This window comes from Citrobacter sp. Cb080, assembly GCF_030334745.1.
Lineage (GTDB): Bacteria > Pseudomonadota > Gammaproteobacteria > Enterobacterales > Enterobacteriaceae > Citrobacter > Citrobacter braakii.
Genome location: NZ_JAOWDG010000029.1, coordinates 17912 through 43046, shown reverse-complemented (window position 1 = coordinate 43046; position 25135 = coordinate 17912). Strand labels below are relative to the sequence as shown.

Here is a 25135-nt window from a genome sequence, read left to right as displayed (position 1 = left end):
ATCGTAAGAGGCCCGCAAATGCGGGCCTTTTTTATTGGTCTATGTCGGATTATCCTTTTTCACTTCACGCCAGATTCGCCACGCCATAAGCGCCAGTACGGCGACCCCAAGAATTAACGCCCCCCACACCAACAGCGTTTTCCACTGGCTTTGTTGCTCAGCTACTGACGTTGCCGTCAATCGCGCTTCACCACCAAGCGCCACGCTCTCCTGAAGAGTCGCCCACGGTAGATAATCTATCTCCTGCGATTTACGCAGCGACGCCGGGATCAGCATATCGAGACCAACATCAGCCTTTTTCGCCGCCCGGTTTCCCCACGCCAGCATATAAGGCCCTTTGCCCTGCGTATTAAACACCAGTTGATAACTGTCGCGCATGCCGCTCAACTCAGGCAGCCTCTCTGGCAACCGGGCGTTAATGGTCGTCATCCGGACGGCCTCAACCAACTGACCGGAAAGATGAATATCTTCCGCACTCCTCCAGTCCAGATTGTAAAGCATGGTTTTTGTCAGCGGCTGCCAGGGCTCTTTTTCAGCGCTGCGCCAGGCCAGTTCCACCGGTAAAACACCTTCACTTTCCAGATCGATGCGAAGCGAGGTCAGCGGCTGGGGCTGCGCCCATCGCCAGACGGCTTCGTCATCCGAAACCTTATTCCCCTGGGCTTCAATCACGATACGCTCGGATTCCGGCTCGCTGCTGGCCGCTATCGCGCTCACGCTGTTTAACGTCAGCGCCGGACTTTGCGAGTCGAGGATCACCAGCAGGTAGCGAGTCGCCTCCACAGAGAGCGTGAGGCTGGCGCTGATGGTGTCCATTTTCAGGCGATCGTTATCACGCGTCAGATCCATTAACGGCGCATCTTCCTGCACCGGTCGCCAGTAGCGCAAATCACTGCTTGCATAAACCGAGGCTTTCCCCTGCCAGTTGCCCGCCTGCGAGTCCCAGTTCAGGCGTAACTGCGCCAGTGAAAAGGCATCTTTCGTCTCTTCCGGGAGCGTCAGTAAATAGCTCTGGCCGAGCGCTTTGACATCATCACTTTGCAAATGAATTTCAATGCCGCTCTTCGAACGTAAAACAATAGCGTCTCCGCCTCGTTGCCCCTCCTCACGCGGCGCAACCGGTGACATATCAAGCGGGAAAAAACGCAGCGCCACTGCCTCTGGCGTAACGGGCTGGGTTTTCTGCGCAACCAGAGTAAACGGCACCGTCTCCCCCAGATGGTTAAAGACCCGGACATCGCGCAAATCCGCCCAGGCGGTACCCGGATACACCGCCGGAGGTAGCGAAACGCGATACCACGGCGATGTGCCCGTAGTTTCCAGCGTCACCCCCGTTACGTAGTCCGCCGGAGACTCTTTCACTTCATCGCTGCTTACCGCCGCGCCTGTCGCGCCCAGCAGTACGCTGCATAACACCGCTTTCATCCATTTCATTTTTCTTCTCCAGCTTTGGGCGGTAATGGTGAAAAATACCCGATAATCAACACCAGAATGGCCACACCGATAAACGCAACCGCGCGCGCCAGGCCGCCACCTCCTGCGCTGTCCACCAGCATCAGTTTCACAATGACTATCCCCAGCAATACCGCGCCACACAGCCATTCCCGACGCGAGCGGCGCCGGGTCGCCCGCAGCATCACCACCAATGCCGCCAGCATCCAGAACAGAGCAAAACAGGTTTGAATCAGCCGTGAATCCCATAGTGCGTCTACACGCCACGCAACCTCGCCATACCAGGACAATGCGCGCAGCAGCACACCATTGAGCCACCAAAAGCTGAGCGCCATCAGCGCCACAACCGACCATGGGCGGCATACCGAAAGCTGCACCGGGAAATAGCGTTCAGACGCGCGATAAAACACCACCAAGCCCAGCAGGGCAAAAGCTGCGCCCTCTTCCAGCGGGTTGAGCAACGGCAGATAAGTCTGACGATAAACCACGCCATCTTGTAAATTCGTCAGCACGAGCAGACCGACCAGCACCAGCACAACGGGAACCATCGCCTGAACAGAATAGAGGGCCGGCCAGATGCGAAACGGCCAGATTTGTCGATGAACAGACTGATAAATCAGGAAAATAAGCAGCCCGCCAGCCGCCATCATCAGGCCGCTACCCCACGCGGCCCTTCCCCACGGCAGCCCCTGCGCGAACCAGAACAGCTCAACCGCAAGCGCCAGTAAAATCATCCAGAAGAACGATAAATGCGCCAGTCTGGAAAGCATTGGCGGTAATATTTGTGCGTCACGCCAGAGCAGCGCTACCGCAACAATTAGCGCCGCGCACCAGGCCAGATTCGGCCAGCCCGCCGCAAAAATCTGCTGTACAGCGATCTGATACATCAGCATCACCAGCATCATCGGCCACAGCAGCCATTTACTGGCATCCAGCTCCCGCCACGCCAGGCAACCCGCGATACTTCGCCAGCCCCAGCTCGATACCGCCATTAATGCCAGCACGCCAGACAGTACCCACCGCTCCTGTTTCAGAACGAGTTGCGATGCCGCAACGAGCGCAACAATCCAGAAAACCAAACCACCAGCGAGTAGCGCCCAACTGCCCGGCATCCAAATGTTGCGCCATAGCCATGCAGCAACCAGCCAACTGAGGCTGAGCACGGCAAAAATCAGCATGACTGAGAGCGCGGTTGTTCCGTTCGCCAGCGCCCATAGCGCGCTGCCCACGGCCAGCACGAGCAGCGCCGTACCGCTATAACTCATGCGTCGTTGCTGTTGTTGCACGCCCAGCCAGAGGATCCCAACCCCCTCCAGCGACCAGGCCATCGCCGTCCAACGGGCTGAAAGCGCCAACGGGATAGCAAGCGTGGTAAACGCACCACCGAGCGCCAGGGCGGACAATACCAAAGGTCTCCCCAGAGAAGAGGAACGGCGCAACGCAAACTTTGCTAACACCAGATAGAAACCACCGTAGCCCAGCGCACTAAGCGCCGGACCATAAGCCATATGCCGGGTAATGGCATACTGCATTCCAAAACCGATCAGCGGTGGGGCAAACAGCAGTACGCCGTCAATAATCTGTTTGCCTTTTTCCTGCGCCCGGAGCGACAACGCCACGCTCAGCACGCCAAAAATAATCGTGTTGGCGATCAGGAACAGTTGGCAACTCAGGTAATACTCTGGTCGATAGCCCTCCAGGCCCCACATCCCGCCAACGCCGAAGGTGAACAACAGGCCGAGCAGATTAAGCTCCCGCCAGTGCTGCCAGATGCTGATGGCGAGAATGCCGACCGAGAGCAGAAGATAGAAAGAGAAGAGCGCGACATGACTGCCGCCGCCGGTGGAAAGCAACAGCGGCGCGAGATAACCGCCAAGACTTGCCAGCATCGCCAGGCTGAGCGCCTTTTGCAGAATAGCCAGCCCCACACTCGCCGCACAAATCACCACCAGCAGCGCAAATGCCAGCGTCATTGGCAGCATTTGCCACAGCCGGAACGCGCCAAAGACGGTGAGATAGAGTGCTCCGGTAGCTCCCCCCTGTAATATCAGCGCATAGATCGGTTGCTTATGCCGCAGCCGCCAGCCCAACGCCAACAGCACAATAGCGAACAGCGCGGCCGCCACCAGACGCAGCTCCAGCGGAAACAGAGAATGTTCGACCGTATAACGCAGCAGGAAAGAAAGCCCCAAAAACAGGAGCAAAATACCGAGCTTTGCCAACGGGTTACCCTGCATAAACCAGCGCACCAGCGATGACATTACCCCGCCAAAAGCAGAAGGCCGCTCGACGTCGGGCGTAGATACCGCCGCATTATCCGGCTTCGGCTGTGAAACCCACGTGTTAACGGGCTCAGGCGGCGGCTCAGTTACTGGCTCCGGCGATACGCTGCTCATCGCAGCCGTTGGCGCATCGGCAGGAACAATATCTTTTGCTGCCGTTGGCTCAACGGCGCTGGTCTGCGCCACACCGCGCAGCTCCAGCTCCTCTACCCGACGGCGCAAGGCCATCAGCTCAGAACGTACAGCCGCACTGCGTCTGAATGCCACGATCGCGAGGCCGGGAACCACTACCAGCGCGAAGAATAATACAATGCAGCCAAGGGTTAGCAGCTCATCCATGTTTCCACCTTCACTGTATAAAGACAGACCAGAATGACACAAATTGTTGCAGTTGCGCCATATCGGTTAACACGATGAACCGCTTTTCAGAATAGACAATCAGCCCCTGGGTTTGGCCAGGGGCTGTGATGAGGGATTAAAACGCGAAGCAGGAGCAGCCAAGCGCGCCCCAGAAAGCCCGGTCATCTGACACCGGAATTGCCGATTTACGCGCTATATCATGCTGATGACCGTGTACGCCGCAGCTGCCGCAACACTGGTGCATCTGCACCATTGCGCCAATTTTCGCCGCAGCAGGCGGCGCTGAGCGATAGTGCCCCGGCACTTTTACCACCGGCGACCAGTCAGGTACAACCGGGATGGCCGGCGGCGCCAGCGGAGTGAAATGCCCGGCCGCATACACCACTTTGCCATCGACAATGGTCATTACCGACTCTATGCCTTTGATCTCCTCTTCCGGCACACTGAAGTAATCTTTAGACAGCACCACCAGGTCGGCCAGTTGGTCTTTCTCGATGCGCCCTTTCTTACCCTGTTCGCTGGAGAACCAGGCGCTACCGGCCGTCCACAATTCCAGCGCCACATCGCGCGGCAGGCGATTGTTATCATCGTACATCGCCATCCCTCCCACAGTACGGCCCGAAACCAGCCAGTAGAGCGCTGTCCACGGGTTGTAGCTGGCCACGCGGGTGGCATCAGTCCCCAGCCCTACCGGAACGTCAGCCGCCAGCATTTTCGCCACTGGCGGGGTATGTTTGACCGCATCTTTGCCGTAGCGATCGACAAAATATTCGCCCTGGAACGCCATACGGTGCTGAACAGCGATCCCGCCCCCCAGCGCTTTTACGCGCTCTATATTCCGTTCGGTAATCGTTTCAGCGTGATCGAAGAACCAGTGCAGGCCATTGAACGGGATATCGCGATTCACCTTCTCGAATACGTCGAGCATTCGGCTGATGGATTCATCGTAGGTGGCGTGCAGGCGGAACGGCCAGCGGTGCTCCACGAGGTGGCGCACCACGCGCTCCAGCTCATCTTCCATACCTTCCGGCAGATCCGGGCGTGGCTGGAGAAAGTCTTCAAAATCCGCGGCCGAGAAGACCAGCATTTCCCCTGCCCTGGTTTGAGCATATCGGTCCAGCGCTCAAAGTCTTCCAGTTCCTGCTGCGGACGCTGGGTAAACAAGTTGTAGGCGATGCGCACCGTCATCTGTTTGTTGGCGTGTAGCTGCTCAATTATCTCGTAATCTTCCGGGTAGTTCTGAAAACCACCGCCTGCATCGATGGCGCTGGTCAGCCCGAGACGGTTCAGCTCGCGCATAAACTGCCGGGTCGAGTTGACCTGCATTTCCAGCGGCAGTTTTGGTCCTTTTGCCAGCGTCGAATAAAGGATCATGGCGTTGGGTTTGGCGATCAGCATCCCGGTTGGGTTACCGTTGCTATCACGCACAATCTCACCACCCGCCGGGTCCGGCGTCGCTTTGGTGTAGCCGACTGCTTTCAGTGCGGCACGGTTCAGCAAAGCTCTGTCGTAGAGGTGCAGAACAAAAACTGGGGTATCCGGGGCAGCTTCATTCAGTTCTTCGAGGGTTGGCATGCGACGTTCGGCAAACTGGAATTCGCTCCAGCCGCCCACCACGCGCACCCATTGCGGCGATGGCGTTCTGTCAGCCTGCTCTTTGAGCATGCGCAGCGCGTCCGCCAGCGACGGTACGCCTTCCCAACGCAATTCCAGGTTGTAATTCAGACCGCCGCGAATGAGGTGCAGGTGCGAATCGTTCAGGCCCGGGATCACCGTATGTCCCTGCAGATCGACAACCTGCGTCCCGTCGGTGGCAAAACTCATGATGCGATCGTGGCTACCGGTCGCCAGGATCTTACCATTGGCGATCGCCACCGCCTCGACCTGCGGGTTTTGTCTTTCGAGAGTATGAATTTTTCCGTGAGTCAGAATCAGTGTGGCAGTTTGAGACATAACAATCTCCTGAGAAACCGGTCAGGCTTTTTTCAGCCATCCGGCAAACAGACGGGTTACGATGGGCATCCAGAACCAGACCACCAGCGCAACCACACAGGCATCATTGATCAGATGCAGGAGTAACGAGCCCTTCATGGCAGGCAGCACAATGCCGGTCAACCACGGCACCAGATTGGTGCTGGGAAAAATCACCAGCAGAGTTATCAGAAACTGTTTCCAGCGCCTGGGCTGACGTACATGGGGCGCGGGCGGCGTAAACCAGAACGCCGCTTCGGTGCGGATTTCGGTTTTATCCCCCTCCGCCAGCAGCGGGGCAATCTCTTCGACCAGCACGCGGCGCGTATCGGACTGGGTCCAGTTATACAGATGCTCCAGCGTGTCGAAGCGGATAATGATGTTCCACAAGTTGTGGCCATCTGCAGGACGAATCACATTCGCCCCCAGATGACCGGGAAACTCGGCCGCCACCGGCATGATTTTCCCCAGCCACTGCTCATACCGCTGCGCTTGTTCAGGCAGCAGGGTGTGGGAAATCACCAACGTCACATGTTTGTTCTGCGCCATAAAGGGTTCCTTGTGGAGAGGAAACAGGCCCGCTTAGGCCACGGAAGCAATACACAAAATCATTCATGGCGCATCGAAACGGCAAGATTGTGTATCCCCGGAGGCTGACAAAAGTTAGTGACCGGGGTTCGCAAACGAAGCCCACAAAGAGGCAACATGAAGGATGAGGTGTATTTAGGCTTTACGTTCCGGCGCGCCATGCACCATGGTGTAGGCGTAATCCACGCCCATACCGTAGGCGCCGCTGTGCTCACGTACCAGATCCATGACGGCGTCGTAGGTTTCTTTGCGGGACCAGTCGCGCTGGTACTCGAGAAGAACCTGTTGCCAGGTCACTGGTACGGCGCCCGCTTGTACCATGCGGTCGATAGAACGCTCATGGGCATCCACGGACGTGCCGCCGGAAGTGTCAGTTACCACATAAACTTCGTAACCCGCTTCCAGCGCCATCAGCGCCGGGAAAGTCAGGCATACTTCGGTCCACAGCGCGGAGATAATCAATTTTTTACGCCCGGTCGCTGCCACGGCTTTCACAAACGCCGCATCTTCCCAGGAGTTCATCGAGGTGCGTTCAATTGGTTTCACATCAGGATGAACCGCTAACAATTCCGGCCAGATATAGCCGCTAAAACTTTTCGTTTCCACAGAAGTATAAATCACCGGAACATTAAATATTTTCCCGGCCTTCGCTAATGCCACGGTATTATTTTTCAAAGTCTGGCGGTCAATATTCGCCACACCAAATGACATTTGCGGCTGATGATCAATAAAAATAAGCGTTGAGTTTTGAGGGTCAATCAGTTCCCGAATAGACATAGCACACCTTCTTAATCAATAAGTTAAAAGGCAACGGTCTGTATCTGCCGTCAGCAGCAGGATCCTGAATCAGAAAGCTTGTTGAGTATAGCGGGAAATTTCTAACGAGTTATTAAAGAAAACTTACCATCCAGTGAAACTATTAATTTTGTGTTGCGATATATCCTAAACAACATCAAAAAAATGCGCATGACTCATCTAATTTATTCACTGGCATTGTTTTTCTCCATTCGGTACAACAGAGGGGTTTAATTTTCAGGATATTTTCTGCTTATGCGCATCAATCTGGATGTTTTGCTAATTCTCGACGCACTTGATAAACAGGGTTCATTTGCTGCGGCGGCCGAATCGCTGTTTAAAACCCCTGCAGCACTCAGCTATATGATTCAAAAGCTGGAAAGTGATTTGAATATCGAGTTGCTTGACCGTTCCGGTCACCGAGCAAAATTTACCGACACCGGTCAGATGATGCTGGAAAAGGGACGTTTGCTGCTGAGTGCGGCAAAAGATCTCGAAAAGCAGGCGGTGCAGCTGAGTTCAGGCTGGGAAAAAGAGCTGGCGATTGCGCTGGACGACTCCTTCCCTTTCGCCTCGCTGTTGCCCATTATCGATGAATTTCACGCGCTGAATAAGCAAACCCGCCTTAACTTCACCCACCATACGCTGGCGGGCTCCTGGGAGGAGCTGACGCATAATGGAGCAGATATTATTTTGGGGGCGATTAATGAACCGCCTACGTCAGCGGCCTGGTCCTACAAAATGCTCGGCACGCTGGACAATGTGTTTGTCGTTGCGCCTGAGCATCCGCTGGCCGCAGCACCGGATGGCCTTACTAACGAACAGCTGTGCCTGCACCGGGCGATTGTCATTAGCGACAGCGCCCGCTTTTGTCATCCGTTACAAACCAATCTGATGGAGGAGCAGGCGCAGATTCGCGTTGATGATTTCCACAGTAAGGTGATGCTACTGCGGGCCGGCTTGGGCTGCGGATTTCTCCCCCGCCATATTGCTAACCCGTGGCTTGCCACGGGCGAGCTGGTGGAAAAAACGGTCATCTCATTTCGCCAAAAAGACGTGGCCTATATGGCCTGGCGCAATAACCGCGATGGATTAGCGCAGCGCTGGTGGCGGGAAACGCTGCTGGCAAGCCCGGATGTTACGCGCTTATATCAATGACCCATCCACACCGAGGCGGAAATCGCCGGCAACGCCAGGATATCCTCGGCAAGCACGCCTTTGCCCTCCTGGTGCTGCCATTGACTGACGCTCAGTAATGGCGAGGCTGGCAGGACCACTTCACAGGCGTGGCCACGGTTAATCGCCACCAATACACGCTGGCGGTTCAGCACGCGTACAAACACCACCACGTTATCCTCGGCGTAAATCACCTGACAACCACCATGGCGCAGCGCCTGGCTCTGGTGGCGTAATGTTGCCAGCCGCTGATACAACGCCAGCAGGTTAGCGTCCTGTTTTTCAGGCTGCCACGGGAATGGTTTGCGACAAAACGGATCGTTGTTCCCATCCAGTCCCACTTCGTCACCGTAGTAAATACAGGGCACGCCAGGCCAGGTAAACAGCCACACCACCGCCAACGGTAAACGTGCGACGTCTTTACCGAGCAGAGATTTAAAACGGGCGGTATCGTGGCTGTCGAGCTGGTTGAACATCCGCAACTGCTGCTGATGCGACAAACCCGCGCGATAGTTATCCATCCACGCCATACAGGTCTGGGCGTCAATGAATTGCGGATCGTATGAGATATCGGTATTGGCGAGAAATCCCCATATCGGGAAGGTAAAACCGCGATAGTTCATGGCGGCATCTTCCGCGTCGGCCTGCAACCATTGGCGCGCGTCGCCAAAATGCTCGCCCACCACATATGCCTCTGACTGGGTCTCTTTCGCCGCCTGCGTAATTCCGGCCACGTGCTGCAGGTTGTTGTGCGCACCACCGGCCTCTCCCAGCATATGCACCACGTCAAGACGCCAGCCGTCCATACTCCACGGCGCTTTCAGCCAGTGGCGAACGATACTGTCTTCGCCGCGATAAATTTCATTCACCAGGCTTTCAGAGGAAAAGTCCAGCTTGGGCAGGCTGGAATACCCCAGCCAGTCGAGCGCGACGCCGTCGGCTGAGAAATGATACCAGTCGCGCCAGGGGGATTGCGGATTATGGCACGCGCCATCCGTTCCCCGGTTATGTCGGTCAAACCAGGCGTGTGAATCGCCGCTATGGTTAAAAACACCGTCGAGAATCAGGCGTATCCCCTGCTGTTGGGTGGTGTGACGCAGGCGCAGCAGCGCCCTGTCGCCGCCAAACTGCGGATCAACATGACGGTAATCTTCGGTATCGTATTTATGCACGCTCGGCGCGGTAAATACCGGATTCAGGTACAGCGCCGTGACGCCTAACGTTTTCAGATACGGCAGCTTTTCGCTGATGCCGTCCAAATCGCCGCCATAAAACGTGGAGCCACCGGCCTGGGCCGTAAGCGGTTCATCCCACTCGCGCCGCACAATATCGTGTCCGGCAGCGTGGTGATAATAGACGTTATCCTGAGTCGCTTCACGCGACTGGCTGCGGGCAAAACGGTCCGGGAAAATTTGGTAAAAAATCTGATCGGCGACCCACTGCGGACCGTTATCCGGCACATCAACAGCAAACTGCTCCAGACGCGCAGGCGGAAAACAGCTGAATCCCTGCGGGGTGAACCACAGCTGACGATCGAGCCAAAGTAATTTAAAACTATAGCGTCGACGAGGCTGTCCGCTGGAGAGATCGATCGCCGCTCTCCACGCGGTCACGCCCGGCAGCGGCTGGCTGCGTTGCTTGTGCATACCCAGCGAAATCTCTTCGTTATCGTTTTCTGCGCGTAGCGTCACCCGCTGGGGTGGATTTTCCCCCGCCAGCCATAATGTAATCGTCAGTTGATCTTTGTTTTGCTTAACAAATGGGGCAACCGGAAGGTGCCAGGCGTTCAACATCACGTATCCCCTTTGATGATAATGACGTCACCTTGCCATAGCGAAGTGCAGGATCACTCATCATCTTAACGTTTATTGGGGGAGGAGTGCGGGGGAGGAGAAAATTGCCGGGTAACATTAAGCTACCCGGCAAAAATATTACTGCGCTTCAGCCAGTTGGCGCTCGCGACGGCGCTTGAAAACCCAGCCGGCAAGCAGCAGGATAATCCACGCAAAGCCGACGTATAGCGAAATGCGGGTATCCGGATGATAGCCGATAAGCGCGATGATAAAGACCAGGAAAATCAGGCCAATGACGGTCGTCACAACCCCACCCGGCACTTTAAATTTCAGCGCCTTAACCTCTTCCGGCGGCAGACGACGACGGAAGGCAATTTGTGACAGCAGGATCATAATCCACACCCATACCGTTGCGAAGGTCGCCAGAGAGGCGATCACCAGGAAAACGTTTTCCGGCATGATGTAGTTAAGATACACCGCAAACAGCAGCGCGATGGTCATCACCATCACCGTCACCCATGGCACGCCACGACGCGACGTCTTGGCGAACATTTTCGGCGCGCTGCCCTGCTCCGCCATACCGTGCAGCATACGCCCCACGCCAAAGACGTCAGAGTTGATGGCCGACAGCGACGCGGTCAGGACTACGAAGTTGAGGATCCCGGCGGCAAAGGTAATCCCCATATGCTGGAACGTCAGAACGAACGGGCTACCGTCAGTGCCGACCTGGTTCCACGGGTAAATAGACATGATGACGAACAGCGTCCCCACGTAAAACACGAGGATACGCATCGGTACGGAATTGATGGCGCGCGGAATAGATTTTTCCGGGTCTTTGGCTTCGCCAGCGGTAATCCCGATAATCTCAATCCCGCCGTAGGCGAACATCACCATTTGTAGCGACATCACCATGCCGAGCCAGCCGTTGCTGAAGAAACCGCCGTTACTCCACAGATTATGGATACCGGTAGGCTGTCCGCCGTTACCAATCCCCCAAATGATGATGCCAAAACCGGCGACAATCATGATGATAATGGTGGCGACTTTAAAGAACGAGAACCAAAATTCCAGCTCGCCAAACACCTTCACGCTCATCAGGTTGATGGCGCAGATAATCAATACCACGCTGAGCACCCAAATCCAGTGCGGTACGGCCGGGAACCAGACGCCCATGTAAATACCAAAGGCAGTCACATCGGCAATAGCGACAATCAGGATTTCAAAACAGTAGGTCCAGCCGGTTATGTAGCCTGCCAGCGGTCCGAGGTTTTCCTGCGCATAGCGCGAGAAGGAGCTGGCTGCAGGGTTATGAACGGACATTTCGCCCAGCGCGCGCATAATGATATACGCCGCTACGCCGCCGATAATATAGGCCAGCAACACGCTTGGCCCCGCCATTTTGATGGCATCGGCCGAGCCGTAGAACAGCCCGGTACCAATTGCTGAACCTAATGCCATAAAGCGAATGTGCCGGGTGCTCAGCCCACGCTTTAGCTTGTTATTACTTTCCATCGATTCCTAACCTGTTAACACAATAAAAAACCACGGGGCCATGTTAATAGCCCCGTGGTTAAAACTTATTGTCAGTGATATTAGTGTGCGCTGGAGGTCACTTGTCGACCCGCTGCACGATCCCAGATAACTGCCAGGACCACCATCACGACTGTTGGCATCAACCACGCCAGCCCCTGCTCCGCCAGCGGTAAACGCTGGGTCCAGGCCGGTAACACGTCGCCAATTGCAGAAGCTTTAATGCCATCAAGGATACCAAAAATCAGGCTGATAAACATCGCAGGTGCAATGACGCGGGAAGAATTATGCCACCATGAGCGGGTAAAACTTAATACAACCAGTGCGATACATGGCGGATAGATAGCCGTCAGCACCGGAATAGAGATCTGAATCAGATGGCTCAGACCCAGGTTAGAGACCACCATCGAGAAGCCGCCGAGGATAAATACCAGCGTACGATAAGACAGTGGAACGTACTGGGCAAAGAACTCTGCGCACGCGCAGGTCAGGCCAACCGCGGTGACCAGACAGGCGATGAAAATCAACGCCGCCAGCAGGAAGCTCCCTGCGCCACCAAAGGTGTGCTGAACATACGCATGCAGAATTGCCGCGCCGTTAGCAGATTGATCGACTAGAATTGCGCTATCTGAACCCAGACGGAACAGCGCGAGATACAGCAGCGTTAAGCCCACACCCGCCATCAAACCCGCCCAAACGGTATAACGGGTCAGCAGACGCGCTTCAGTAACGCCACGCGAGCGAGCGGCGTTGACGATAACAATACCAAATACCATCGCGCCCAGCGTATCCATGGTCAGATACCCGTTCACGAAGCCATTAGAAAACGCAGCAGTTTGATAGGCTTCCATCGCATTGCTGATCGGGCCTGCTGGCCAGACGATTGCGGCGACAGACAGGACCACCAGCGCCAGGATTTTCAGCGGAGCCAGGAAATTACCAACCGTATCCAGCAGTTTGCCCGGATACAGCGAAACCAGAATCACAATCGCGAAATAGACCACGCTGTAGATAAGCAGTGGCAGCGCGGAGTCACCGGTCAGCGGTGCAATCCCGACTTCGAAAGAGACCGTCGCGGTACGCGGCGTAGCAAATAACGGTCCAACAGCCAGATAGCACACGGTCGCCAGCAGCAAACCAGCGACTTTACCGATAGGCGTGCTCAGTCGGTCCACACCACCACCGACTTTCGCCAGCGCGACAACGGTAAGTACCGGCAGGCCAACGGCGGTAATCAAAAAGCCAAAAGCCGCAGTCCAGACGTGTTCACCTGCCTGCAAACCAACCATTGGGGGGAAGATGATGTTACCTGCACCAACGAACAGTGCAAATGTCATAAATCCCAAAGCGATAATATCGCGCGATTTTAACTGATGGGTCATAAAGTCTTACTGCCTGTGGATGTGGTGTTGAAAAAAATAAATTTTTGCCTTTCCCTGGGGGACAATACAGCGGCATTTTTGCTCAATTCCAGCGGGAAACACTCCCAGACTGGCGCGGCGAAGAATAGTTTTTCGATTTACCGCGTAAATGCAGTCGGTATGACAGCACCTGGAGCGCAATTTAAACGCTTATAACGTTTTAAAGCAAGGTGGGATCCAAAAACCAGAACAATATAGCGATATGAAAAATGGGGTTAGCACAAAACACCATTTCATGGAAAAAGGTATGGGTAATAGTTCGAACAAAAAACAACCAAACGTCGTAAAATTCAGGATGGTTATATTGACCGCATAGAAAAAGCCAGCTTGCGCTGGCTTTTGGAAAGATTATCTTACGAATGCGCCTTAACCGTTAATTTTGGCAATTAAACGTTCCGGGATCACGAAACTAAATCGCGTCCCAACGCCTGGTTCGCTTTCGATACTCAAGCGACTGTCGTGATGATGCAGCGCATGCTTAACGATGGCCAGACCAAGTCCGCTGCCGCCCGTTTGCCGCGATCGCGCCTTATCCACACGATAAAAACGTTCGGTTAATCGTGGAATATGCTCGGCGGCAATGCCTGGACCGTTGTCTTCCACGCAAAACTCCGCCCCCGACGCCACATGCTGCCAGCGTACGGTAATGTGCGTTCCCGCTGGCGTATGGTTCACCGCGTTGTAGACGAGATTCGAGATAGCGCTACGCAACTGCTCCTCGTTACCCCGCACGTTCAGGCTGTTATCAACATCAAAGGTAAACGTATGTTTTTGCTGGCTCAGCGTTTGCGCTTCGTGTTCGAGCACGCGCAGCATCATGGGCACATCGACCTTCTCATTCAGCAGTAGCGTCGGCGCAGCCTCAATTTTTGACAGCGTCAGCAGCTGTTTCACCAACCCTTCCATGCGATACGTTTGTTCGCGCATGGTATGCAGCGCTTTTTCACGCGTCGTCCCTTCCAGCGGATGCTCCTGCATCATTTCCAGGTACCCCTGTAACACCGTCAGTGGCGTACGCAGTTCATGGCTGGCGTTGGCGAAAAAGTTACGTCGTGAACCTTCCAGTTGATGCATCTGGGTAACGTCGCGCGCCACCATCAGCAATTGCTTATCGGTATAGGGCATCACGCGAATTTCCAGATGCCGTCCGGTATTGAGTACCAGATTGATCGGTCGGCTAAAATCGCGCGTTTTCAGATATTGTGTAAATTCCGGGTAGCGCAACAGGTTAAGAATATTTTGCCCGCTATCGTCCGGCCAGCGCAGTCCCAGAACCTGCTGGGCCAGTCCGTTACACCAGAAGATACCGCCTTCTTCAGTGGTCAGCACCACCGCGTCGGGTAGCGATTCCGCCCCGCTGCGAAAACGTTTAATCAGATTACCCAGTTCACGACGGCGCTTTTTGTTGCGCAGTTGCATTTGATGCAGCCCGTACAGCAACGGCTCCCAACTGCCTCGCCCCGGCGGCGGCGTCATGCTTCTGTCGACCCATAGCCACCAGGACAAACGTAATAAATTCCAGAAATGCCAGATAAGCAGGCCCGTTACCGACGCCAGTAAAAACCAGGGCAGGTAACCGAAAAAAGCGCTAAGGATAAATGCCGGTATGCAGCACAGGATCAGCTCCAATACCAACCTTTTCCATGACAATCGTTCTAGCAAACGTCTTACTCCCTATACGGCCTAATCCTTCAGGCCCTGATTCTTGTCAGTCAGAAGCGGGTTGAAAAACGATATCCCGTCCCGCGAACCGTCTGCACCATACGATCGTGTCCGCTGTGCTCCAGCGCCTTACGTAAGCGGCGGATGTGCACATCCACTGTCCGGTCTTCCACGTACACATTGGTTCCCCAGACATGATTGAGGAGTTGCTCGCGACTGTAGACACGCTCGGGATGAGTCATAAAGAAGTGCAACAGTTTGAATTCGGTCGGCCCCATATCCAGCGGATCCTCGCCGGTCATCACGCGATGCGAGGTGGGATCAAGGCTTAGCCCCTGCATCTCTATAACCTCTTCGACCGCCATCGGTGAAATACGACGCAGAACTGCTTTAATACGCGCCACCAGCTCCTTGGGAGAAAAGGGCTTGGTAATATAATCATCCGCGCCGGTTTCCAGCCCCCGGACGCGATCTTCCTCTTCCCCCCTCGCTGTCAGCATCATCACCGGGATATCCCGCGTCATCGCTTCGCGCTTGAGATGTTTAATAAACTGTAGACCCGAGCCGCCTGGAAGCATCCAGTCAAGCAGGACGAGATCCGGCCAGGGTTCATTGAGTTGGTTCACAGCACTGTCATAGTCTTCGGCTTCAACGGGTTGAAATCCGTTTTGCTCGAGCACGAAGCAGACCATTTCACGAATTGGAGCTTCATCTTCTACGACCAGAATACGTCTCGCCATGATTTGCCCTGTTTGTAATTAAATCGTTTGCCATCAATACAGTGCCATTATGCGTCAGTTTTATGACAGATTTATGAAAAGATAGTCCAGGTTTAACGCAGCCCGGCGAATTATGACAGCCCGGAGACAAGATATTCCCACTCGTGAAGGGTTATAATCCCCGCCATTGTTTTACCGTCATGGAACTCTTATGCGCATCCTTCACACGTCTGACTGGCATCTGGGCCAAAATTTCTACAGCAAGAGCCGCGCCGCCGAGCATCAGGCCTTTCTCGACTGGCTGCTGGAAACGGCACAATCCCAGCAGGTGGATGCCATTATTGTGGCAGGCGATATTTTCGATACCGGCTCACCACCTAGCTATGCCCGTGAGCTGTATAACCGTTTTGTCGTCAATCTGCAGCAAACCGGCTGTCATCTGGTGGTGCTGGCAGGCAACCACGACTCCGTCGCCACGCTCAATGAATCCCGCGATATTCTGGCGTTTCTCAACACCACGGTGGTTGCCAGCGCTGGTCATGCGCCGCAGATACTGCCGCTACGCGACGGTACACCGGGGGCGATCCTGTGTCCGGTGCCTTTTTTACGTCCGCGCGACATCATCACCAGCCAGGCCGGGCTGACAGGACAAGAAAAACAGCAGCATTTACTGGGCGCAATCACCGACTATTATCAGCAGCAGTATCAGGATGCCTGCACGCTGCGCGGCGACCACAATCTTCCCATCATTGCGACCGGGCATTTGACCACCGTCGGAGCCAGTAAAAGCGACGCCGTACGTGACATTTATATCGGTACGCTGGACGCCTTCCCGGCGCAAAACTTCCCACCGGCAGACTACATCGCACTGGGACATATTCACCGGGCGCAGGTTATCGGCGGCACGGAACATATTCGCTACTGCGGCTCGCCGATTGCCCTCAGTTTTGACGAGGGCGGCAAAAGCAAATGTGTACATCTGGTGAGCTTTGACGCGGAGAAACTCAGCGCCGTTGAAAATCTCACCGTGCCGGTTACGCAGCAGCTTGCGGTACTGAAAGGCGATTTAGCCGCCATTACTACCCAGCTTGAGCAGTGGCGCGGCGTGCAGCAAGAGCCACCGGTGTGGCTGGATATTGAAATCACCACCGACGACTACCTGCATGATATGCAACGTAAGATCCAGGCCTTAACCGAAGATTTACCGGTAGAAGTGCTACTGGTGCGCCGCAGTCGGGAACAGCGCGAACGCATTATGGCCAATGAACGACGTGAAACGTTAAGCGAGCTGAGCGTGGCAGAGGTTTTTGACCGCCGCCTGGCGCTGGAAGAACTCGAACAACCGCAGCGTGAGCGGCTTAACCAGCTGTTTAGCGCAACCTTACAAACGCTTGCCGGGGAGGCTGAAGCATGAAAATTCTCAGCCTGCGCCTGAAAAACCTCAACTCCCTGAAGGGAGAATGGAAAGTCGATTTTACGGCAGAACCGTTTGCCAGCAACGGGTTGTTCGCTATCACCGGGCCAACGGGTGCGGGGAAAACGACCCTGCTGGACGCAATTTGCCTTGCGCTGTACCACGAAACGCCGCGCCTGAATACCGTGTCACAGTCGCAAAACGACCTGATGACCCGCGACACCGCGGAGTGTCTGGCCGAGGTCGAGTTTGAGGTGCGGGGCGAAGCCTACCGCGCATTCTGGAGCCAGAACCGGGCGCGCAATCAGCCGGAGGGCAATCTGCAGGTCCCTCGCGTAGAGCTGGCCCGCTGCTCCGACGGTAAAATCCTCGCCGATAAGGTCAAAGATAAGCTGGAGATGACCGCCGAGCTTACCGGGCTGGATTACGGACGTTTTACCCGTTCGATGCTGCTGTCTCAGGGGCAGTTTGCCGCATTTCTCAATGCCAAACCGAAAGAACGCGCCGAGCTGCTGGAAGAACTGACCGGCACTGAGATCTACGGCCAAATCTCCGCCATGGTATTTGAAAAGCACAAATCAGCGCGTACGGAACTGGAAAAACTGCAGGCCCAGGCCAGCGGTGTTGCGCTGTTAGCGCCAGAACAGCTGCAATCCCTGACAGAAAGTTTGCAGGTACTTACTGACGAAGAAAAACAATATCTTACCTGCCAACAAGCCCAGCAGCAGCACCTCAACTGGCTCATGCGGCAAAATGAGCTACAGGCGGAGATAAACCGCCACCAGCAGGCATTACAGGCTGCACTTCAGGCGCAGGAAGAGGCGCAGCCGCAACTGGCGGCGCTGAGTCTGGCACTCCCGGCCAGAGCGTTACGCCCACACTGGGAGCGAATCCAGGAACAAACGGCTACGATTGACCGTACGCGACAGAAGATTCAGGAAGTGAATGCTCGCTTACAAAGCAGCTTAGCGCTGCGCGGACGTATTCGTCAGCAGGCACAAACGCAGTCAGCCGCTATGCTCGCCGGACAGCAAACGTTAACCGACTGGTTGAAGGAACATGACCGCTTCCGTTTGTGGAGTAGCGAACTGGCAGGATGGAAAGCGCTGCTGGCCCAACAGTCCGACGCCAGCGCCCAACTGCGCCAGTGGCAGCAGTTGCGGGAGAACGACACGCGCAAGCTCGATGCGCTGGCGCTTCCCACGCTGACCCTTTCGGCACAACAGGTAACGGAAGCGCTGGCGCAACATGTACAGCTTCGTCCGTTACGCCAGCGGCTGAGTAATCTGCATGGGCAAATCGCCCCGAAGCAAAAGCAACTGGCGCAGCTACGCGCCACGCTTGTGCAGCGTCAGCAGGAACTGACCCAGCGCAATGCGGTGCTTACAGAAAAGCGTCAGCGCTATAAAGATAAAAATCAGCAGCTTGCCGATATGAGAATCATTTGCGAGCAGGAAGCCCGGATCAAAGATCTGGAAAGCCAGCGGGCACTATTGCAATCCGGCATGCCTTGCCCACTTTGCGGCTCCACCACGCACCCGGCGATTGAGCGCTATCAAACGCTCGAACTGAGTGTGAATCAGACACGGCGTGAAGCGCTGGAAAAAGAGGTCAAAACGCTAGCCGATGAGGGTTCAACGCTACGCGGTCAACTTGAGGCGATAACCCAGCAACTTCAGCGCGATGAACGCGAAGTACAAACGCTTTCTCAGGAAGAGCAAGCACTTACTCAAGAGTGGCAGACCGTCACCGCCAGCCTCAACGTGACGCTGCAACCGCAGGATGACATCGCCCCGTGGCTTGCCGCCCAGGAAGAGCACGAGCAGCAGCTTCACAAACTGAGTCTGCGTCATACCCTGCAGGCGCAAATCACCGCACACACAGAGCAGATTACTCAGCTCCAGCAGCATATTGACCAGCGTCAGGCAACGTTAACCGCCGAGCTGGCCCGTCATGGTCTGTCCCTTCCGGCCGAGGGTGAAGTCGCCTCATGGCTGAGCGAGCGGGCGAACGAAGCGCAAATGTGGCAGCAGCGCCAGAACGAACTGACTGAATTACAGGCTCGAATCGCCCAGCTTGCGCCGGTGCTGGAAACGCTGCCTGAAACCGATGCGCTTGGTGAAAACATTGAGAATCTGTCGCTGGAAAACTGGCGGCAGGTGCACGACGATTGCCTCTCTTTACAGGGGCAGTGGCAAACCTTACAGCAGCAGGAGGCGCAGGAGGTTCAGCGCGCTGCAGAAATTCAGGCGCAGTTTGATACCGCATTGCAGGTCAGCATCTTTGCCGATCGCGACGCCTTTGTTGCCGCCCTGCTGGATGAAGAGACCTTTAACCGCCTTGAACAATTGAAGCAATCACTGGAAGGCCAGCGACAGCAAGCGCAAACGCTGCTTAATCAGGCGCAGCAGGCGCTGGCGACTCATCAACAACAGCTACCAACCGGGGTGGATCTCACGCTCACCGTGCAACATCTTCACGACGCGCTGGCGCAACTCACCCAGCAGCTACGGGAGAACACCACTCGTCAGGGCGAAATTCGCCAGCAGCTCAAGCAGGATGGTGAAAACCGCCAGCAGCAGCAGGCGCTGATGCTCGAGATTGCAAAAGTCGCACAGCAGGTCGAAGACTGGGGCTATCTGAACGCGCTGATCGGCTCGAAAGAGGGAGATAAATTCCGCAAGTTTGCCCAGGGGCTGACGCTGGATAATCTGGTCTGGCTTGCCAACATCCAGTTGACCCGTCTGCACGGTCGCTATCTGTTGCAGCGCAAGGCCAGCGAAGCGCTGGAGCTGGAAGTGGTTGATACCTGGCAGGCCGATGCCGTGCGTGACACGCGTACGCTTTCCGGCGGCGAGAGCTTCCTCGTGAGTCTGGCGCTGGCGCTGGCGTTGTCCGACCTGGTCAGCCACAAAACGCGAATTGACTCCCTGTTCCTCGACGAAGGTTTCGGCACGTTGGACAGCGAAACGCTGGATACCGCCCTGGATGCGCTCGATGCGCTCAACGCCACTGGCAAAACCATTGGTGTCATCAGCCACGTTGAAGCGATGAAAGAACGCATTCCGGTGCAGATCAAAGTCAAAAAAATCAACGGACTGGGCTACAGTAAACTCGATAAAATGTTTGCAGTTGATGCCTGATAGCAGCTCAGCACCTGGAGGCCGGATATGCGCCAGCGCTATCCGGCACGGCACATAGCACGATCGTGAATACACAAAGACGGATATGAAATGGCATTCCACTTCGCTTATCCGCAAGCTATCTCTATTGGCGGCGAACGTTCGCCGCTATGGCGCACATCGTGCGTCTTTCTTGTTGGCAGGTGGTATGAAAAGAGTCATTTTCTCTTTAGCTCTGGGGACATTTGGGCTGGGCATGGCCGAGTTTGGCATCATGGGTGTACTCACCGAGCTGGCGCGGGACGTGGGAATTTCCATCCCTGCCGCTGGCCATATGATTTCGTTTTACGCTTTTGGCGTGGTGCTGGGCGCGCCTATTATTGCGCTCTTTTCCAACCGCTTTTCTCTCAAGCATATTCTGCTGTTTCTGGTCACGCTGTGCGTGATCGGCAACGCCATCTTCACCCTCTCCTCCTCATATTTAATGCTGGCGGTGGGCAGGCTGGTTTCCGGCTTTCCACACGGCGCGTTTTTTGGCGTTGGCGCGATTATCCTGTCGAAGCTGGCCCGTCCGGGAAAAGTCACCGCCGCCGTCGCGGGCATGGTTTCGGGTATGACCGTTGCTAATCTGATTGGCATTCCCATCGGCACCTGGCTGAGCCAGGAATTTAGCTGGCGCTACACGTTTCTGCTGATAGCCGTCTTTAATATCGCCGTGATGGTCTCGATAACTTTTTGGGTACCCAACATCAGCGATGAAGCAAAAGGGAAACTGCGCGAACAATTTCACTTTTTGAAAACCCCCGCCCCGTGGCTCATCTTTTCCGCCACCATGTTTGGTAACGCCGGGGTTTTCGCCTGGTTCAGCTACGTCAAACCGTACATGATGTTCATCTCCGGCTTTTCCGAAGCGCTGATGACCTTCATCATGATGCTGGTGGGATTGGGGATGGTGTTGGGAAATCTGCTGAGCGGTCGCCTTTCTGGCCGCTATACGCCGCTGCGTATTGCGGTAATAACCGACTTTGTAATTATGCTGGCTCTGCTGCTGCTCTTTGCCTTTGGCGGGATCAAAGCCGCGTCGCTGATCTTCGCCTTTATTTGCTGCGCGGGCCTGTTTGCCCTATCGGCGCCGCTGCAAATTTTGCTGCTGCAAAATGCTAAAGGGGGTGAGCTGCTGGGTGCGGCTGGGGGGCAAATTGCCTTTAATCTCGGCAGCGCGATTGGCGCCTGGTGCGGTGGTATGATGCTGACGCTGGGCTTTGCCTACAACTACGTGACGTTGCCGGCGGCGCTGCTGTCGTTTTCTGCGATGTCGTCGCTGCTGCTCTATGGTCGCCTGAAGCGCAGCGTATCCCAGATGACTCCCGCTGCCGGATAGCCTCTGCGCTACCCGGCAACGCGAACATTACTCCTGCGGCCACAACCAGGCCGCGCCGCGCACGCCGCTGGAGTCACCGTGCAGCGCCTTGCGTAGAGGCGTTTCGCACTCGCCGCCAAAGACAAACTGTTTAATCAACGTTGGCACGTTTTGATACAGTCGGTCGACATTACTCATTCCGCCGCCCAGCACGATTACGTCCGGATCGAGAATATTCACCACATGTGCCAGTGATTTCGCCAGACGCAGCTCGTACCGACTCAACGCCTGTTCCGCCAGGGTATCCCGGGCATTAACAAGACTGATAATTTCACTGCCCTTGAGCGGCTTACCGCTCAGACGCTGGTAGTCGGTGGCAAAACCGGTTCCGGAAATGAAGGTTTCAATACAGCCTTGCTTGCCGCAATAGCAGGGCACTTCCTGCCGATAACGCAGTTCGTCTTCGTCCATCCACGGCAGCGGATTATGCCCCCACTCGCCCGCAGTACCGTTGCCGCCCGTGTGCGCCCGGCCGTTCAGCGCCACTCCAGCGCCACATCCTGTACCGATAATCACCGCAAACACGGTTTGCGCCCCCGCCGCTGCACCATCAACGGCTTCAGAAACCGCCAGGCAGTTGGCATCATTTGCCAGCCGCACTTCGCGATTCAGACGCGTACTCAGGTCTTTGTCAAAAGGTTGCCCGTTAAGCCAGGTCGAGTTGGCATTCTTCACCACTCCGGTGTAGGGCGAAATTGAACCGGGAATGCCCATCCCGACGGTTCCCGACTGCCCGGTGGCCTTTTCCGCCATCTCCACCAGCGCGGCGATGGTTTCTATCGTTTGCCGATAATCATCACGCGGCGTGGGCAGGCGATGGCGAAAAAGCTGTTCGCCTGCATCGCCAAGCGCGATAACTTCCGTTTTCGTACCGCCTAAATCGATACCTATACGCACTGTTTGCTCCTCTTCCCGATTAACAATGCAAGCATAGCGACAATTCGCTATCATGCCCGCTGGATTTAACGACAAGGCCGTGGAAATTATCATGCTGTGGTTCAAAAATTTAATGGTTTACCGTCTTAGCCGCGATGTTTCTTTGCGTGCCGAAGAGATGGAAAAACAGCTGGCATCAATGACGTTCACCCCTTGCGGTAGCCAGGATATGGCAAAAATGGGCTGGGTTCCGCCGATGGGATCGCACAGCGATGCATTAACGCATACCGCCAATGGCCAAATTATTATCTGCGCCCGCAAAGAAGAAAAAATTCTGCCGTCGCCGGTTATTAAACAGGCGCTGGAAGCCAAAATTTTCAAACTGGAAGCTGAGCAAGGTCGCAAACTCAAGAAGACCGAAAAAGACTCGCTGAAAGATGAAGTTCTGCACTCATTGCTGCCGCGCGCCTTTAGCCGTTTCAGCCAGACGATGATGTGGATCGATACCGTCAACGATCTGATCATGGTTGATTGCGCGAGTGCGAAGAAAGCCGAAGATACGCTGGCGCTGCTGCGTAAGAGTCTCGGTTCGCTGCCGGTCGTTCCGCTGACGATGGAAAACCCCATTGAGCTGACGCTGACCGAATGGGTTCGTTCCGGTACAACGGCACAGGGATTCCAGTTACTGGATGAAGCCGAACTAAAAGCGATCCTTGAAGACGGCGGCGTGATCCGCGCGAAAAAGCAGGATCTGGTCTGCGACGAAATCGCCGTGCATATCGAAGCGGGCAAACTGGTCACCAAGCTGGCCCTCGACTGGCAGCAGCGCATTCAGTTCGTGATGTGTGACGACGGCTCTATTAAGCGTTTGAAGTTTAGCGACGAGCTGCGCGATCAGAACGAAGATATTGACCGCGAAGATTATGCTCAGCGTTTTGATGCCGATTTCATCCTGATGACGGGTGAACTGGCGGCGCTGATTAAAAGTCTGGTGGAAGGATTAGGCGGCGAAGCGCAACGTTAAGCCGTGTTTACCGAATGGCGGCACAATGTCGCCATTCGTCATTTCTATGCTTACAGATAGCGGCAAAGATAGGATGCTGGCTCTGCCACCTGCAGATGAAACTCGCTGTTGCCCGGTACGTTGAACACGTCCCCTGCGGCATACACCTTCCACTCGGTTTCCCCCGGCAGCAGCACGTTCAGTGCGCCGCTAACGACAGTCATCTCTTCAGGCGCCGCAGTACTAAAGGTATATTCGCCTTCAGCCATCACGCCAACACTGGCGCGGCCAGTACTGCTGCTGGTAAAACCGATCGATTTTACTTTGCCGGAAAAGTATTCATTACTTTGAAGCATACAACTGGCCCTATCTCGTGATTAAGTTGAGAACCAATATAGGGGGCTGACGTTCCACCTGTCACGCAAAATTACGCCAACAGCTCCGAAGCCAGTCGGGCAATCAACACATTAGACAGAAGAACCGGGACATCCAGCGATTTTTGCAGTAAATCTCGATGGCGTTGATTGAACCCCAGACAATCCAGCATGATCACATCCGCGCCTTGCTCCAGCAGTTCTTTCCCGGCATCAATCAATTGTTGTTCGGTACCTTCGATCGGATTCGCCACGGCATACACTGGTGGAGTTTGTAACACCTGCCATTTTTGCGTCTGGGCTTTGAGCAATTCGGTGACGGGGACAATAACCCCGACCTGATGCCCATCGACAATCGAGGCCACTAGCGGGGGGATAATACGTAACGGCTCCAGCAGAATGCTATTGCGGGCGGTCAGGCGAGCGATTGAGGCGGTACTCATCAGCAGGATCACGTCAAAGCCCTGGTTATCCAGCACCTCCACGATACTTTGCAGCGAGCGCTCTACCTTCTGGCGTGAGACATGCGCAAGTTGGTGGTCGCTGAGCAGCGTTAATAAAGGCTCGTCACCGGGCGAAACGCCGTACTCAGCCATCACATCTTCTCGCCGCATCTGTCCAAGCAGACTGTGGTGAGTAATATGCTGTTCATCGATATATTCCGTCAGGAGCGGTAACACCTCACACATCGGCACCACGCCAATCGTGAGGATAGCCAACGACGCACTCATTTGTTGCTCCACCATCTTCTTACTTTGCTGTGAAATCCCGGGCAAGTGCCGGGCGCTGACCTGCGCTACAAATGCTCAAAAGCGTAGCAGCTGATCGGCGGTGTATTGTGTAAAGATTCCAAATCATTCCGGTACTGGATTGTTATTGCTTAATTTTCAATTTTAACGGTATACGGCGAAATTTAAGAAAATGTGATGAACGCCCGTCGTGGCACTTTTCAGACTCGTGCCAGGACGGTGCTTAATATCAGGTTTTATCGGGGTCTTCGTAGCGTTTTTTGGCATCCATGGCTTCCTGCGCAGAAGGATGCTCACTGATCAACGTATTCGGTTTAGGGTGATCGGCTCGAAGTTGATACCAGGTTACCGTCTGGCCTGGCGTCCCCTTTTCAACCGTAACAATGTTCGCTTGACGTGGGTAAGGTGGTTTTGTCGGCATAGTTCTT

19 protein-coding genes and 1 pseudogene are annotated in these 25135 nt (G+C 55.1%); 6 read left to right on the top strand and 14 right to left on the bottom strand.

What is annotated here, in order from left to right:
* Positions 1 to 39: 39 nt before the first annotated feature.
* The 5 genes and pseudogenes from OGV38_RS04470 to OGV38_RS04450 all read right to left on the bottom strand — a co-directional run bounded on the left by OGV38_RS04470 (position 40) and on the right by OGV38_RS04450 (position 7430).
* The gene (locus OGV38_RS04470; RefSeq protein WP_016155850.1) at positions 40 to 1434 is read right to left on the bottom strand and encodes a DUF3999 domain-containing protein; all 1395 of its coding nucleotides are present in this window, start codon (positions 1432 to 1434) and stop codon (positions 40 to 42) included.
* The gene (locus OGV38_RS04465; RefSeq protein ID WP_286472983.1) at positions 1431 to 4073 is read right to left on the bottom strand and encodes a DUF2339 domain-containing protein; all 2643 of its coding nucleotides are present in this window, start codon (positions 4071 to 4073) and stop codon (positions 1431 to 1433) included. The genes OGV38_RS04470 and OGV38_RS04465 overlap by 4 nt, the downstream gene beginning before the upstream one ends.
* Before the next feature lie 136 nt (positions 4074 to 4209).
* Positions 4210 to 6047 (bottom strand): annotated as a pseudogene (locus tag OGV38_RS04460) (amidohydrolase).
* Positions 6048 to 6068: 21 nt separating this feature from the next.
* Positions 6069 to 6614: an antibiotic biosynthesis monooxygenase gene (locus tag OGV38_RS04455; RefSeq protein ID WP_269518723.1), complete on the bottom strand. Its 546-nt coding sequence runs from the start codon at positions 6612 to 6614 to the stop codon at positions 6069 to 6071.
* A 174-nt stretch (positions 6615 to 6788) separates the two neighbouring features.
* On the bottom strand, positions 6789 to 7430 hold the full coding sequence (locus OGV38_RS04450; RefSeq protein ID WP_047416914.1) for a hydrolase: 642 nt from the start codon (positions 7428 to 7430) through the stop codon (positions 6789 to 6791).
* 273 nt (positions 7431 to 7703) lie between these two features.
* Here OGV38_RS04450 and OGV38_RS04445 point away from each other — a divergent pair, with 273 nt between their 5' ends.
* The gene (locus tag OGV38_RS04445) at positions 7704 to 8606 is read left to right on the top strand and encodes a LysR family transcriptional regulator (protein ID WP_016152020.1); all 903 of its coding nucleotides are present in this window, start codon (positions 7704 to 7706) and stop codon (positions 8604 to 8606) included.
* Here OGV38_RS04445 and malZ read toward each other — a convergent pair.
* The 3 genes from malZ to brnQ all read right to left on the bottom strand — a co-directional run bounded on the left by malZ (position 8600) and on the right by brnQ (position 13329).
* Positions 8600 to 10417 carry a maltodextrin glucosidase gene (malZ, locus tag OGV38_RS04440; RefSeq protein ID WP_286472982.1) on the bottom strand — a complete coding sequence of 606 codons (1818 nt, stop codon included), beginning with the start codon at positions 10415 to 10417 and terminating at the stop codon, positions 8600 to 8602. The genes OGV38_RS04445 and malZ overlap by 7 nt on opposite strands.
* Before the next feature lie 138 nt (positions 10418 to 10555).
* Complete coding sequence (gene proY, locus OGV38_RS04435; RefSeq protein WP_016152018.1) at positions 10556 to 11929, bottom strand: proline-specific permease ProY; 1374 nt, start codon at positions 11927 to 11929, stop codon at positions 10556 to 10558.
* An 80-nt stretch (positions 11930 to 12009) separates the two neighbouring features.
* Entirely contained in the window at positions 12010 to 13329 is a 1320-nt protein-coding gene (gene brnQ / locus OGV38_RS04430; RefSeq protein ID WP_016152017.1) for a branched-chain amino acid transporter carrier protein BrnQ, read from the bottom strand.
* On the opposite strand from brnQ, the gene OGV38_RS04425 reads away from it, so the two are divergent.
* The gene (locus OGV38_RS04425; protein WP_072034376.1) at positions 13321 to 13524 is read left to right on the top strand and encodes a hypothetical protein; all 204 of its coding nucleotides are present in this window, start codon (positions 13321 to 13323) and stop codon (positions 13522 to 13524) included. The two genes, brnQ and OGV38_RS04425, sit on opposite strands and share 9 nt — an antisense overlap.
* A 210-nt stretch (positions 13525 to 13734) precedes the next feature.
* Here OGV38_RS04425 and phoR read toward each other — a convergent pair whose 3' ends face one another.
* Positions 13735 to 15030: a phosphate regulon sensor histidine kinase PhoR gene (phoR, locus tag OGV38_RS04420; protein WP_029139432.1), complete on the bottom strand. Its 1296-nt coding sequence runs from the start codon at positions 15028 to 15030 to the stop codon at positions 13735 to 13737.
* A 50-nt stretch (positions 15031 to 15080) separates the two neighbouring features.
* Positions 15081 to 15770, bottom strand: a complete 690-nt coding sequence (gene phoB, locus OGV38_RS04415) for a phosphate response regulator transcription factor PhoB (protein ID WP_003021496.1) — start codon at positions 15768 to 15770, stop codon at positions 15081 to 15083.
* A 190-nt stretch (positions 15771 to 15960) separates the two neighbouring features.
* Here phoB and sbcD point away from each other — a divergent pair, with 190 nt between their 5' ends.
* The 3 genes from sbcD to araJ all read left to right on the top strand — a co-directional run bounded on the left by sbcD (position 15961) and on the right by araJ (position 21666).
* A complete protein-coding gene (gene sbcD, locus OGV38_RS04410) occupies positions 15961 to 17163 on the top strand; it encodes an exonuclease subunit SbcD (protein ID WP_286472980.1) in 1203 nt (400 codons plus the stop codon).
* A complete protein-coding gene (gene sbcC / locus OGV38_RS04405) occupies positions 17160 to 20306 on the top strand; it encodes an exonuclease subunit SbcC (protein WP_286472979.1) in 3147 nt (1048 codons plus the stop codon). Before sbcD ends, sbcC begins: the two co-directional genes overlap by 4 nt.
* Positions 20307 to 20493: 187 nt before the next feature.
* Positions 20494 to 21666: an MFS transporter AraJ gene (araJ, locus tag OGV38_RS04400; RefSeq protein ID WP_269518733.1), complete on the top strand. Its 1173-nt coding sequence runs from the start codon at positions 20494 to 20496 to the stop codon at positions 21664 to 21666.
* Positions 21667 to 21693: 27 nt separating this feature from the next.
* Here araJ and mak read toward each other — a convergent pair whose 3' ends face one another.
* Positions 21694 to 22602: a fructokinase gene (mak, locus tag OGV38_RS04395; protein ID WP_047501951.1), complete on the bottom strand. Its 909-nt coding sequence runs from the start codon at positions 22600 to 22602 to the stop codon at positions 21694 to 21696.
* 91 nt (positions 22603 to 22693) lie between these two features.
* Between mak and rdgC the strand changes: the two genes are divergently transcribed.
* Positions 22694 to 23605, top strand: a complete 912-nt coding sequence (gene rdgC / locus OGV38_RS04390; RefSeq protein ID WP_003021479.1) for a recombination-associated protein RdgC — start codon at positions 22694 to 22696, stop codon at positions 23603 to 23605.
* Between the two features lie 50 nt (positions 23606 to 23655).
* Here rdgC and ppnP read toward each other — a convergent pair whose 3' ends face one another.
* The 3 genes from ppnP to yaiA all read right to left on the bottom strand — a co-directional run bounded on the left by ppnP (position 23656) and on the right by yaiA (position 25128).
* A complete protein-coding gene (gene ppnP / locus OGV38_RS04385) occupies positions 23656 to 23940 on the bottom strand; it encodes a pyrimidine/purine nucleoside phosphorylase (protein ID WP_286472978.1) in 285 nt (94 codons plus the stop codon).
* Positions 23941 to 24011: 71 nt separating this feature from the next.
* Positions 24012 to 24689, bottom strand: a complete 678-nt coding sequence (locus OGV38_RS04380; protein WP_016155840.1) for an AroM family protein — start codon at positions 24687 to 24689, stop codon at positions 24012 to 24014.
* 247 nt (positions 24690 to 24936) lie between these two features.
* A complete protein-coding gene (gene yaiA / locus OGV38_RS04375; protein WP_016155839.1) occupies positions 24937 to 25128 on the bottom strand; it encodes a protein YaiA in 192 nt (63 codons plus the stop codon).
* Positions 25129 to 25135 lie beyond the last annotated feature (7 nt).

Bases quoted from the DNA above. Each gene is read 5' to 3' on its own strand.
- brnQ (WP_016152017.1), bottom strand. From the start codon at position 13,329: ATGACCCATCAGTTAAAATCGCGCGATATTATCGCTTTGGGATTTATG.
- OGV38_RS04425 (WP_072034376.1), top strand. From the start codon at position 13,321: ATGGGTCATAAAGTCTTACTGCCTGTGGATGTGGTGTTGAAAAAAATA.
- ppnP (WP_286472978.1), bottom strand. From the start codon at position 23,940: ATGCTTCAAAGTAATGAATACTTTTCCGGCAAAGTAAAATCGATCGGT.
- sbcC (WP_286472979.1), top strand. From the start codon at position 17,160: ATGAAAATTCTCAGCCTGCGCCTGAAAAACCTCAACTCCCTGAAGGGA.
- OGV38_RS04465 (WP_286472983.1), bottom strand. From the start codon at position 4,073: ATGGATGAGCTGCTAACCCTTGGCTGCATTGTATTATTCTTCGCGCTG.
- OGV38_RS04380 (WP_016155840.1), bottom strand. From the start codon at position 24,689: ATGAGTGCGTCGTTGGCTATCCTCACGATTGGCGTGGTGCCGATGTGT.
- OGV38_RS04470 (WP_016155850.1), bottom strand. From the start codon at position 1,434: ATGAAATGGATGAAAGCGGTGTTATGCAGCGTACTGCTGGGCGCGACA.
- OGV38_RS04445 (WP_016152020.1), top strand. From the start codon at position 7,704: ATGCGCATCAATCTGGATGTTTTGCTAATTCTCGACGCACTTGATAAA.
- rdgC (WP_003021479.1), top strand. From the start codon at position 22,694: ATGCTGTGGTTCAAAAATTTAATGGTTTACCGTCTTAGCCGCGATGTT.
- proY (WP_016152018.1), bottom strand. From the start codon at position 11,929: ATGGAAAGTAATAACAAGCTAAAGCGTGGGCTGAGCACCCGGCACATT.
- phoB (WP_003021496.1), bottom strand. From the start codon at position 15,770: ATGGCGAGACGTATTCTGGTCGTAGAAGATGAAGCTCCAATTCGTGAA.
- yaiA (WP_016155839.1), bottom strand. From the start codon at position 25,128: ATGCCGACAAAACCACCTTACCCACGTCAAGCGAACATTGTTACGGTT.
- araJ (WP_269518733.1), top strand. From the start codon at position 20,494: ATGAAAAGAGTCATTTTCTCTTTAGCTCTGGGGACATTTGGGCTGGGC.
- OGV38_RS04450 (WP_047416914.1), bottom strand. From the start codon at position 7,430: ATGTCTATTCGGGAACTGATTGACCCTCAAAACTCAACGCTTATTTTT.
- sbcD (WP_286472980.1), top strand. From the start codon at position 15,961: ATGCGCATCCTTCACACGTCTGACTGGCATCTGGGCCAAAATTTCTAC.
- OGV38_RS04455 (WP_269518723.1), bottom strand. From the start codon at position 6,614: ATGGCGCAGAACAAACATGTGACGTTGGTGATTTCCCACACCCTGCTG.
- malZ (WP_286472982.1), bottom strand. From the start codon at position 10,417: ATGTTGAACGCCTGGCACCTTCCGGTTGCCCCATTTGTTAAGCAAAAC.